Origin of the sequence: Indiicoccus explosivorum (genome assembly GCF_002167005.1) — a bacterium.
GTDB lineage: Bacteria > Bacillota > Bacilli > Bacillales_A > Planococcaceae > Indiicoccus > Indiicoccus explosivorum.
This window is the reverse complement of record NZ_NHTN01000045.1, coordinates 1-11,971: the sequence shown is the minus strand read 5'-3', so window position 1 is coordinate 11,971 and position 11,971 is coordinate 1. Positions and strand designations below refer to the sequence as shown.

11 protein-coding genes are annotated in these 11,971 nt (G+C 50.8%); 8 read left to right on the top strand and 3 right to left on the bottom strand.

Features of this window, described 5'->3' with window-relative positions; genetic code table 11:
- The 3 genes from yidC to rpmH form a co-directional block, all read right to left on the bottom strand.
- Positions 1 to 494 (bottom strand): membrane protein insertase YidC (gene yidC, locus CCE92_RS12305; RefSeq protein ID WP_144391017.1); only part of this gene is annotated, 494 nt, incomplete at its 3' end.
- Positions 495 to 560: 66 nt separating this feature from the next.
- The gene (gene rnpA, locus CCE92_RS12300; protein WP_088008309.1) at positions 561 to 902 is read right to left on the bottom strand and encodes a ribonuclease P protein component; all 342 of its coding nucleotides are present in this window, start codon (positions 900 to 902) and stop codon (positions 561 to 563) included.
- 83 nt (positions 903 to 985) lie between these two features.
- Positions 986 to 1,120, bottom strand: a complete 135-nt coding sequence (rpmH, locus tag CCE92_RS12295; protein WP_004233310.1) for a 50S ribosomal protein L34 — start codon at positions 1,118 to 1,120, stop codon at positions 986 to 988.
- A gap of 476 nt (positions 1,121 to 1,596) precedes the next feature.
- On the opposite strand from rpmH, the gene dnaA reads away from it, so the two are divergent.
- The 8 genes from dnaA (at position 1,597) to CCE92_RS12260 (ending at position 11,665) form a co-directional block, all read left to right on the top strand.
- Positions 1,597 to 2,940, top strand: coding sequence for a chromosomal replication initiator protein DnaA (dnaA, locus tag CCE92_RS12290; RefSeq protein ID WP_088008307.1), 1,344 nt, complete (start codon positions 1,597 to 1,599; stop codon positions 2,938 to 2,940).
- A 177-nt stretch (positions 2,941 to 3,117) separates the two neighbouring features.
- Positions 3,118 to 4,251 carry a DNA polymerase III subunit beta gene (gene dnaN / locus CCE92_RS12285; RefSeq protein ID WP_088008305.1) on the top strand — a complete coding sequence of 378 codons (1,134 nt, stop codon included), beginning with the start codon at positions 3,118 to 3,120 and terminating at the stop codon, positions 4,249 to 4,251.
- A 113-nt stretch (positions 4,252 to 4,364) separates the two neighbouring features.
- Complete coding sequence (gene yaaA / locus CCE92_RS12280) at positions 4,365 to 4,595, top strand: S4 domain-containing protein YaaA (protein WP_420913240.1); 231 nt, start codon at positions 4,365 to 4,367, stop codon at positions 4,593 to 4,595.
- The gene (gene recF, locus CCE92_RS12275; RefSeq protein ID WP_088008301.1) at positions 4,585 to 5,697 is read left to right on the top strand and encodes a DNA replication/repair protein RecF; all 1,113 of its coding nucleotides are present in this window, start codon (positions 4,585 to 4,587) and stop codon (positions 5,695 to 5,697) included. Before yaaA ends, recF begins: the two co-directional genes overlap by 11 nt.
- 5 nt (positions 5,698 to 5,702) lie before the next feature.
- Complete coding sequence (locus CCE92_RS15870; protein WP_155522837.1) at positions 5,703 to 5,873, top strand: hypothetical protein; 171 nt, start codon at positions 5,703 to 5,705, stop codon at positions 5,871 to 5,873.
- 25 nt (positions 5,874 to 5,898) lie between these two features.
- Positions 5,899 to 7,827 carry a DNA topoisomerase (ATP-hydrolyzing) subunit B gene (gene gyrB / locus CCE92_RS12270; RefSeq protein ID WP_088008299.1) on the top strand — a complete coding sequence of 643 codons (1,929 nt, stop codon included), beginning with the start codon at positions 5,899 to 5,901 and terminating at the stop codon, positions 7,825 to 7,827.
- Between the two features lie 27 nt (positions 7,828 to 7,854).
- Positions 7,855 to 10,398, top strand: a complete 2,544-nt coding sequence (gene gyrA, locus CCE92_RS12265; RefSeq protein WP_088008297.1) for a DNA gyrase subunit A — start codon at positions 7,855 to 7,857, stop codon at positions 10,396 to 10,398.
- Positions 10,399 to 10,585: 187 nt separating this feature from the next.
- Complete coding sequence (locus CCE92_RS12260; RefSeq protein ID WP_088008296.1) at positions 10,586 to 11,665, top strand: HD-GYP domain-containing protein; 1,080 nt, start codon at positions 10,586 to 10,588, stop codon at positions 11,663 to 11,665.
- Positions 11,666 to 11,971: the final 306 nt, after the last annotated feature.

Genomic DNA, 11,971 nt, shown 5'->3' with positions numbered 1-11,971 from the left:
AAAATGAGAAAGGCTCCGAGATCGATTTCCGGTGTCATGTTCATACGGTTGATCGCATGGTAGAAACCGATCAGAATCGGCATCTGGACGATTACAGGGAAACATCCTGCCAGCGGATTGACGTTGTTGTCCTGCAGAAGCTTCTGCATCGCCTGCTGGTACTCGCGCTGTGTGACAGCGTCCTTGGATTTGTACTTTTCCCGGAGCTTCTGCATTTCCGGCTGAATTTCCTGCATCCGCTTGGAACTTTTCGTCTGCTTGATCATAAGCGGAAGGATGGCCAGCCGGATGATCACCGTCACTGCGATGATCGCGAGGCCGTATGTGCCGAGCAGGTCCTTGAACAGGACGATAAGTGACACGAGCGGCCATACAATGAACTCATTCCAGAAACCTTCACTCGTCTCATAAATCGGCTGGTTATACTCTGTACAGCCTGACAGCAGCAGGGCACTCGCAACCAGCAGAATGAGCAGACTTATACGCTTATTCAACTTTCTTCCCCCAAACTTTATTTCTTATTCAGCTTTTTTATCATACCATTCGCACTTTCAGCGTTTCTACTTTTTTCGGAGAACGCGCGCAATCTTCAGAACGTGCTGTAAGCTCTTTTTTGTTTCATGGAAATCGAGGTCGGCCGCCTGTTTTCTGGCGATGATGACATAGTCCGCATCCTGGCGCACTTCTTCTTTCATTTCAAGAAATACCTGGCGGATATAGCGCTTGATGCGATTGCGGGTAACAGCATTTCCGATCTTTTTACTGACGGACAGGCCGATCCGGAATTCAGGCTGGCCAGTCCGGTACACGTAGATGATGAACTGCCGGTTCGCAAAGGATTTGCCTTTCTTGAAAACCCGCTGGAATTCCTGACTTTTTTTAATCCGCTGATGCTTGTTCAATTCTATTCACCTGCTTTGAGTAGTCTTTTTCGGCCCGATAAAGGCAAAAAAAGAAAAAAAAGACCACTGATTGATCAGTGGACTTAAGCTGATAGTACTTTTCTGCCTTTACGGCGGCGTGCAGCCAAGACTTTGCGGCCGTTTTTCGTACTCATGCGGGCACGGAAGCCGTGTACTTTGCTGTGCTTGCGTTTTTTCGGTTGGTATGTGCGTTTCATGCTATATGACACCTCCTGAATGGAATGTTGTCTGTTCGTTTAGACAGTCTTGACTATTATAAAAGGACGCGGCTCCAATTGTCAACGGAAATCCGAGATTCAGCCGTGAGGGGAAACTGAAGTTATCCACATAGTGAAAAGGTTCCTGCGGATAAAACCTGCTTTGTATTTTCGCGCCTTGAAGATTATCCACACCCCTTGTCTACATGTTCTTCACAAAATAACCGGCTGTGGGTAACTGTGATGTGGATACGGACGGTCATGTGGATAAGCTTGAAAAGCTATTGAAATGTCTCTGTCCTTTTGTTAGAATTAACTTGTTTTCCTCTGTTGATAAATATTTTCCCAATAAAATTATCCACAGATTGTGCATAAGTTGTGGATAGAGTTTTCCACTCTTGTTCACGCATCTTATCCACAGCCTGTGATTTTGTTTATATAGCGTAAAAAACTATTTACATAAAGGAGACAAGCTATTGGAACACTTGGACGAATTGTGGTCAAGTGTCTTAGCGCAAGTCGAGACGAAAATCTCCAAGCCGAGCTTCGAGACGTGGCTGAAGTCGACGAAACTGTTGTCTTATAAAGGAGATACCGTCACGATCGCTGCTCCAAACTCTTTTGCCAGGGATTGGCTTGATAACCATTACGTCCATCTCATCACCGGCATTCTGGCCGATCTGACGAACCGGGATCTGCTGATCAAGTTCGTCGTGCCGAAGGACCAGGAGATGGATGATTTCGAGCTTCCTGCACCGCGCGTACAGGCAGAAGACCAGGAACAGTCCGGAACGCTGCCCGGGATGCTCAATCCCCGCTATACGTTCGATACATTCGTTATCGGCTCCGGCAACCGGTTCGCCCACGCAGCGTCGCTCGCTGTGGCGGAAGCGCCGGCAAAAGCGTACAATCCGCTGTTCATTTACGGAGGAGTAGGACTTGGCAAGACACATTTGATGCACGCAATAGGACACTATGTAATTGAGCACAATCCGAAGGCGAAGGTCGTATACCTGTCTTCCGAAAAATTCACGAATGAATTCATCAATTCGATCCGGGACAATAAAACCGGTGATTTCCGCAACAAGTATCGGAGTGTCGATGTATTGCTCATCGACGATATCCAGTTTCTTGCCGGCAAAGAGCAGACTCAAGAGGAATTTTTCCATACGTTCAATGCGCTGCATGAAGAAGCGAAACAGATCATCATCTCGAGCGACCGGCCGCCGAAGGAGATTCCGACGCTTGAAGACCGTCTCCGGTCGCGCTTCGAATGGGGACTGATCACTGACATCACGCCGCCGGACCTGGAGACGCGCATTGCGATCCTCCGGAAGAAAGCGAAAGCGGACGGCCTGGATATCCCGAACGATGTGATGGTGTATATCGCCAATCAGATCGATTCGAATATACGGGAACTGGAAGGGGCGCTGATCCGCGTCGTCGCATACTCGTCTTTGACTAACCGGGACATGAGCGGCGACTTGGCTGCTGAAGCGCTGAAAGACATCATCCCGAGCGCAAAACCGAAAACCGTGACCATTCTCGATATCATGAACGCGGTCGGCAAGCACTTCAACGTCAAATTGGAAGATTTCAAGACAAAGCGGCGCACAAAAGACATTGCATTCCCGCGCCAGATCGCTATGTATCTCTCGAGGGAACTTACCGATTTCTCGCTGCCGAAAATCGGAGAAGAATTCGGCGGCAGGGACCATACGACCGTCATCCATGCCCATGAAAAAATCTCCGTCATGCTGAAAGACAGCCAGGCGCTTCAGCAGGATCTGAAAGAAATCAAAAGCGAGCTCGGCAAGTGACGGATTTGCCTGTGGATAACCCAGCATTCAACAGCACTTTTTATACACAGTCTATCTACAGGCGGATAGACTGCTTTTATTCGCCCGAAATCACTTATCCACAAATCCACAGGCCCTATTACTATTACTGTTTTAAGTTCTTTAAAATAAATAATTATAGTGAGCGAGGTAGGACAGATGAAATTTGAAATCATGCGCGACCGGCTTCTCGATGGACTGAGCGATGTCATGAAAGCCGTCAGCTCGAAAACCGCAATCCCGATCTTGACAGGTGTAAAGATGGACGTCTCCGCTGATGGAATCAGTCTGACAGGCAGTGATTCGGATATCACGATCCAGACATTCATCCCGGCCGAAGAAGATGGAAAAGAAATTCTGCGTGTCTCAGAAGGGGGGAGCATCGTGCTCCAGGCCCGGGTTTTCGGGGAGATCATCCGGAAACTGCCGACCAATGAAGTGGAAATCGAAATCAACCGCAATTTCCAGACCCACATCCGTTCCGGAAAATCGGAATTCCATCTGATCGGTTTGGACCCGCTTGATTATCCGCAGCTGCCGGATGTCCAAGAGGAAGAATTGTTCTCGATTCCGGCGGATCTGCTGAAGACGATCATCCGTGAAACTGTGTTCGCCGTGTCGACTTCCGAGACCCGTCCGGTACTGACCGGCGTGCATTGGGAAGTGAAGGATGGGGAACTCGTCTGTGTAGCGACGGACAGCCACCGCCTGGCACGCCGGAAGACGAAGCTCCAGTCACTGCAGGAGGAACACAGCGCAGTCATCCCGGGAAGAAGCCTGAATGAACTGAATAAGATCCTCCATGATTCCGCTGATCCTGTGGAAGTGGTGATGACGAGCCAGCAGGTATTGTTCAAATCCAGGAATATTCTATTCTTCTCGCGTCTGCTGGAAGGGAACTACCCGGATACATCACGGCTGATCCCATCCGAACACAAGACGCAGGTGACAGTAAACGGCCGGGCCTTGCTGCAGGCCATTGACCGCGCCTCGCTTCTGGCGCGAGAAGAACGGAACAATATTGTCAGATTTACGACAAACGGCAGTGAGGAAGTAGAAGTATCCTCCAACTCCCCTGAAATTGGAAAGGTGGAAGAACAGCTGGCTGCCGGAGCCATCGAAGGGGAAGAACTGAAAATCTCATTCAGTGCCAAATTCATGATGGACGCCCTTAAAGCGATCGACGGCCAGGATGTCGTCATCCAGTTCACCGGGGCGATGAGGCCGTTCATTCTTCGCTCGGCGCTTGATGATTCCATCCTTCAGCTCATATTGCCGGTCCGGACTTACTGAATCGATGTTCCCGCATGAGGATAGCCAAACAGGCTATCCTTTTTTACTTATGGACCGCCATACGGTAAAATAAAACTATTAACTGCAGAAGGACTGAGGCTATTTTGAAGGATATGACGATTGAATCGGAATTCGTGACGCTCGGACAATTCCTGAAAATGATAAACGCGATTCAGTCCGGCGGAATGGCGAAATGGTTCCTCAGCGAATATACCGTCTTCGTGAACGGGGAAGCAGAAGACCGGCGGGGGCGGAAACTTTACCCTGGCGATGTCATCACCGTTCCGGGAGCCGGCCGCTTCCGGCTGGCTGCGGACGAAAGCGTAGGTCCCTATGCGGATTGATCGGATACAGCTTGAGAATTTCCGGAATTACGAGCATCTGGATCTCTCGTTTTCACCGGAAATCAATGTATTCATCGGAGAAAACGCACAGGGGAAAACCAATATCATGGAGTCGCTGTACGTGCTTTCCATGGCGAAATCCCACAGGACTTCAAACGATCGTGAATTGATACGCTGGGACGCGGATTATGGTAAAATAAGAGGTGACGTGCACCGGAAGCACGGCAATCTTCCGCTAGAAATCACGCTGTCGAAAAAAGGGAAAAAAGCGAAGGTCAACCATCTGGAGCAGAACCGGCTCAGCAACTACATCGGTCAGCTGAATGTCGTCATGTTCGCGCCGGAGGACCTGCATCTCGTCAAAGGGAGTCCGCAGGTCCGCCGCCGTTTCATCGACATGGAAATCGGTCAGATTTCGCCGGTTTATCTTCATAATCTGCTGACTTACCAGCGACTTTTAAAACAGCGGAATCATATACTGAAACAGAATTACGGAAAAAACAAAGTGGATGACGTCATGTTCGATGTCTACAACAGTCAGTTCATCGAAGCGGCAGTACAGATCATCCGAAAACGGTTCGAGTTCATGGAACTGCTCCAGCAATGGGCCGAACCGATCCACCGCGGCATTTCCCGGGGGCTTGAGGAACTTCAGATCCGCTACTTGCCAGTCAGCGGACTGGATCCGGATTGGGCACCTGAAGAAATGGCGTCTTTTTTGGAACAGAAGCTGAAAGGGCTGCAGAAACGGGAACTGGAGCGCGGAGTGACGCTTGCAGGTCCGCACCGGGACGAATTGCAGTTCCTGGTGAATGGCTACGACGTGCAGACATACGGATCACAGGGGCAGCAGCGGACAGTCGCGCTTTCGCTCAAACTCGCCGAGATCGAACTGATCCGGCAGGAAGTCGGAGAAACACCGGTGCTCCTCCTGGACGACGTGCTTTCAGAACTCGATGACTACCGGCAGACGCATTTGCTGAATACGATCCATGGCGCTGTCCAGACCTTTGTCACCACGACGAGTGTCGAAGGGATCGAACATGAAACGATCCGGCAGGCACGCCTCTTCGAAGTCATCAGCGGCCAAGCGAAGGAGTGAGGCGGATGTATCTGCAGATCGGCAGCGACCGTTTTATCCGAATAAAATCAGTGATTGCCATCCTGCCGGTCCGGGAAGGGGAAGGGCGTTCTGCCGTAGTGACAGAACAGGCCGTCCATCTGTCACCGTACCGGGCGCAGACACTGATCAGGAAAGCAGAGGAAGGCAGACTATAACTGTCAGGAAGAGCAGGTGAACACAATGGCAATGGAAGAAAACGCATTGCAGCAAGCATATGACGCAAATCAGATCCAGGTGCTCGAGGGCCTTGAAGCGGTCCGGAAACGGCCTGGCATGTATATCGGCTCCACAAGTTCAAAAGGTCTCCACCACCTCGTGTGGGAAATCGTGGATAACAGCATCGATGAAGCGCTCGCCGGTTATTGTGATGAAATCAAAATTACGATTGAACCGGACAACTGGATCCGTGTCGAAGACAACGGCCGCGGAATCCCCGTCAGCATGCACGAAAAGATGGGCCGGCCGGCTGTCGAAGTCATCATGACGGTCCTTCACGCCGGCGGTAAATTCGGCGGCGGCGGCTATAAGGTATCCGGCGGTCTCCATGGCGTCGGCGCATCGGTCGTCAACGCGCTGTCCGAGACGACAGAAGTGACGGTCAGCCGGGATGGCAAAAAACACCGCATCACGTTTACACGCGGCATGGTCACCGAAGAACTCAACATCATCGGAGAAACTGCACGCACAGGAACTATGACCCGTTTCAAAGCGGATCCGGAGATATTCACGGAAACGATCGTCTATGAATATGAAATACTCGCCAACCGGCTTCGGGAACTGGCGTATTTGAATAAGGGCTTGAAAATCATTGTGGCCGATGAGCGTGAAGGCGAAGAAAAGGAGAACACTTACCACTACGAAGGCGGTATCAGCTCCTACGTCTCACACTTGAACCGTTCAAAAGATCCGCTTCATGAAGAACCGATTTTTGTGGAATCAGAAAAAGAAGGCATCACTGTCGAAGTGGCCATGCAGTACAACGCCGGCTATGCATCGACGATTTATTCATTCGCGAATAATATCAACACGTATGAAGGCGGCACGCATGAGTCGGGCTTTAAAACAGCTCTGACACGCGTCATCAATGACTATGCCCGCAAAAGCGGGCAGCTGAAGGAATCGGAACCGAACCTGACAGGGGAAGACGTCCGCGAAGGACTGACAGCGGTCATTTCCGTCAAGCATCCGGATCCTCAGTTCGAAGGACAGACAAAGACGAAGCTCGGGAATTCGGAAGTCAGCCAGATCGTCAACCACATCTTTTCTGAAGGGCTCGAACGCTTCCTGTATGAAAATCCGGCCGATGCAAGAAAAGTCATCGAAAAAGGCCTGATGGCTTCCCGGGCCCGTCTCGCAGCCAAGAAAGCGAGGGAATTCACACGCCGGAAGTCCGCGCTCGAAGTTTCAAGTCTTCCAGGGAAACTGGCCGACTGTTCATCGCGCGATCCTGCGATTTCCGAACTCTATATCGTCGAAGGGGATTCTGCCGGCGGCTCCGCAAAATCCGGCCGGGACCGTCATTTCCAGGCGATCCTGCCGCTGCGCGGGAAAATCCTCAATGTGGAGAAAGCGCGTCTTGACCGGATCCTCTCCAATACGGAGATCCGGGCGATGATCACTGCGCTTGGAACAGGGATCGGGGATGAATTCGCCCTCGAGAAAGCCCGTTACCATAAAGTTGTGATCATGACCGATGCGGACGTGGATGGAGCGCACATCCGCACGCTTCTCCTGACATTCTTTTTCCGGTTCATGCGGCCGCTGATCGAAGCGGGGTATGTCTATATCGCCCAGCCGCCGCTCTATCAGATCAAGCAGGGCAAGCATGTCGAGTATGTCTACTCCGATAAGGAACTTCAGGACGCAATGTCCCGCCTTCCGGCTGTGCCGAAGCCGAACATCCAGCGATACAAAGGGCTGGGCGAAATGAATGCGACTCAGCTGTGGGATACGACCATGGATCCGGAGTACCGGACACTTCTCCAAGTCGCTCTCGAAGATGCCATGCTCGCGGATGAGACGTTCCAGATGCTGATGGGCGACGAGGTCGAGCCGCGTCGGAACTTTATCGAAGCGAACGCACAGTACGTACAGAATCTTGATATTTGATTGAAGAAGTGAAAGGAGACTGCCAGAATGGCCGATATGCCTAACCGCGGCGTTAAAGAAATAAATTTGAATACGGAAATGCGGGCATCTTTTCTGGACTATGCGATGAGTGTCATTGTCTCCCGCGCATTGCCGGATGTCCGGGATGGGCTGAAACCGGTCCATCGGCGGATCCTCTATGCAATGCAGGATTTGGGCAATACCGCCGACAAGCCCTACAAGAAATCCGCCCGTATCGTAGGCGATGTCATCGGGAAGTATCACCCGCACGGCGACAGTGCTGTATACGACACGATGGTACGCATGGCGCAGGATTTCAGCTATCGCTACATGCTCGTCGACGGCCATGGGAATTTCGGTTCCGTCGATGGCGATGCGGCGGCTGCCATGCGTTATACGGAGTCGCGCATGTCCAAAATCGCGATGGAGCTGCTGCGGGACATCAATAAAAACACAATCGATTATAAAGACAATTACGACGGCCAGGAAAAAGAGCCGATCGTCCTGCCGAGCCGGTTTCCGAACCTGCTCGTCAACGGCACGTCCGGCATCGCGGTCGGTATGGCGACGAATATACCTCCGCATCATCTCGGTGAAACGATCGACGGTGTTCTGGCACTGGCTGAAAATCCGGCGATCAGCACCGAAGAACTGATGGACCGGATTCCGGGCCCTGATTTCCCTACAGGAGGTCTCATTCTCGGAAGAAGCGGGATCCGGCGCGCCTATGAAACAGGGAAAGGCTCTGTTCTTGTGCGCGCGAAAGCCGAAATCGAAACGAAACCGAATGGACGGGAGACAATCCTGGTCCATGAAATTCCTTACCAGGTCAATAAAGCGAAACTCATCGAAAAGATCGCAGAGCTCGTACGCGACAAAAAAATCGACGGGATTACGGATCTTCGGGATGAATCCGACCGGAACGGCATGCGGATCGTCATGGAAATCCGCCGCGATGCAAGTGCAAACGTTGTGCTGAATAATTTGTATAAGCAGACGGCGATGCAGACGAGCTTCGGCATCAACATGCTGGCGCTCGTCAACGGCCAGCCGAAAGTGCTCAGCCTGAAAGAGACACTCCATCATTATTTGGAGCATCAGAAAGTTGTCATTACCCGCCGCACGCAATATGAGCTCGCGAAAGCGGAAGACCGCGCACATATTTTGGAAGGGCTCCGCATAGCACTCGATCATATTGACGCGATCATCGCATTGATCCGTTCTTCACAGACGACAGAAGAAGCGCGGAACGGTCTCATGGAGCAATTTTCACTGAGTGAGCGCCAGTCTCAGGCCATCCTGGACATGCGTCTCCAGCGTCTGACGGGACTGGAGCGTGACAAGATCGAAGAAGAGTATCAGGAGCTTTCGAAACTGATCGACGAACTCAGAGCCATCCTGGCGGATGAACAGCGCATTCTCCAGATCATCCGGGATGAACTGACGGAGATCAAGGAACGATTCAGCGATGCGCGGCGCACGGAAATCACTTCAGGCGGCGCGGAAGTCATCGAAGACGAAGACTTGATACCGCGCGAAGCATCCATCATTACTCTGACTCATAACGGCTACATTAAGCGGGTGCCGGCGAGCACCTATCGCAGCCAGAGCCGGGGCGGACGCGGCATGCAGGGGATGGGGACGAACGAAGATGATTTCGTCGAGCACCTGCTGTATACATCGACGCACGATACCATCTTGTTCTTTACTAATAAAGGCAAGGTCTTTCGGAAGAAAGGATACGAAATCCCTGAATTCGGCCGGACGGCAAAAGGGCTGCCGATCGTGAATGTCGTGGAAGTGGACAAAGAAGAGAAAGTCACCACTATGATTCGGGTGAGCGAGTTCAAAGAAGATTCTTTCCTCGTTTTCACAACAAAATACGGCACAGCAAAACGCGTTCCGCTTGCGCAATTTGCGAATATCCGGACGAATGGTCTTATTGCGATCCTCTTGAAGGAAGAGGATGAACTGATTTCCGTGAAATTGACCGATGGCAGTAAGGAAATTGTAATCGGCACACGGGATGGCCAGCTCATCCGCTTCCCTGAAACCGATCTCCGGAGCATGGGACGGGCAGCGGGCGGCGTCCGCGGAATCCGTCTGCGAGACGAAGACTGGGTTGTTGGGATGGAAGTGCTCGAATCCGGCGATTTCATTCTCGTGGTTACAGAAAAAGGGTATGGCAAGCTGACGAATGAAAGTGAGTACCGGATTCAGTCGAGAGGCGGCTATGGGATTAAAACCGCTACGGTCACTGAAAAGAATGGCCCTCTATCTGCTGTCCGGACTGTCGATGGTTCGGAAGATATCATCATTATCACCGAGCATGGAGTCGTCATCCGCTTCGATGTGAATGATGTTTCGATCAACGGAAGAAGCGCGCAAGGCGTCAAGCTCATCCGGCTCGGAGATGAAGAGACCGTCGCATCTGTTGCAAAGGTCCAGAAGGATATCGATGTACCCGAAGAAGATCAAGAGGCAGTCGAACCGGGAACGAATGCAGACGAAGATGAACTGCTGACGGAAGAACCAACTGAACAAGAGACGAATGACAGTGAAACCATCTGATAACGATTCCGACCGCTGCCTGATAGGCAGCGGTTTTTTAATGGTTATCACAGAAGATTATTATGAGTATTAAAGAAATCCCGGCTCTCGTAAATTCCTATTCTGGCGGTTTTTTGTAAAAAAAGTGGTGAAGTTCTTTAAAATCGGCCGATATTATCCGCACATACAAACTAGAGGAGACAAGAATATGGGGACCATCCAATTGCCGGTAGAAAGCTTAAGAGCCGGCCAGCTGATTGCAGAAAACGTTTATTCACTCAGTACATCGCCGATCGTTCCAGCAAACACCTCCGTTACGGAAGAGATTAAAGAAGTGCTGCTTGCTTTCAGCATTCAAAAAGTACATATTCTCCAAAATGACTCGGCTGTTCCGGAAGCTAAAACAGAAATCGGAGAACTGACCGCAACGAGGGAGGAACCGAGCGGGTTCGAACTGTTTTATAAAGAAGCGGTCAGTCAGCATAAGTCGGAATACTTCAAGTGGACAGCGGGAAGTAAGGTGGACTTGTCAAAGATGCGGCAGCTTGTTTTGGCACCTGGCGATGAGCTCCTGAAAAACCGGAGCACGTTTCTGGATATCCACCGCCTGTCGTCTGAAGCCGATTATATTCATCACCACGCAGTAGCGGTCGGGATCATCGCCGGTGCTCTTGCACAGCGGATAGGTTTCCCAAAAGGACAGGTTCAGCAAGTGATGACGGCAGGAATTCTTGCAGACAGCGGGATAGCTAAAATTGATCAACGGATCATCAAAAAGAGGACCGCTCTCAATGCTGCTGATTCTTTAGCTATCCGTCAGCACCCGGTATTCAGTTTCCAGTTTGTAAAAGAATCCCCGCTGCTGAAACCTGAGATGAAACTGGCTATTGTTCAGCATCATGAGCGGCTGGATGGGAGCGGCTATCCTCAAGGAGAGAAGACAAAGAAAATTTCGCTCTCCTCTCAATTGATTGCCGTGGCGGATACCTATCACGCACTTGTCTGTGATCGGACCTATAAAAAGGCGGTGACTCCGTTCCAGGCTTTTGAAATACTACTGAACGAGGAGTTCGGGAAGTTTCATGCTCAGGCGGTCGATGCGCTCACCGGTTTATTCAGTGATCAGCTCATCGGCCGGAAAGTCAGACTGACAGACGGAGACTGTGGTGAGGTTTTATTCATCCAGCCAGCTTCCCCATTGCGACCGCTTATCCGGAAGGATGCAAACGGTACGATCATCAATCTCGATACAGACCGTTCCTTATCCATCACAGATATTGCTGATTGAGTGGAAGGGAACGGTGGTTAGCGATCTCCTGGTAAGTTCAATCTTTTTAAGAGAATAATTTTTCTGACATTAATTTTCCACAGCGATAATAAAAAAAGATGGATTTAATCGTTGACAGTTATAAGTACAGGCTGTTACTATAGGGAAGTTGCTGAAAACAGCCTGTATCTTTTAGGGAAATTTCCAGTTGACGATGTTGTGGTTAAATGTTATATTAGTAAAGTTGCTGCAAACGACGCAGCACCTTCTGAACCTTGAAAACTGAACAGCAAAACGCTGAGAAATACAATGAACGGCCCCGGCCCC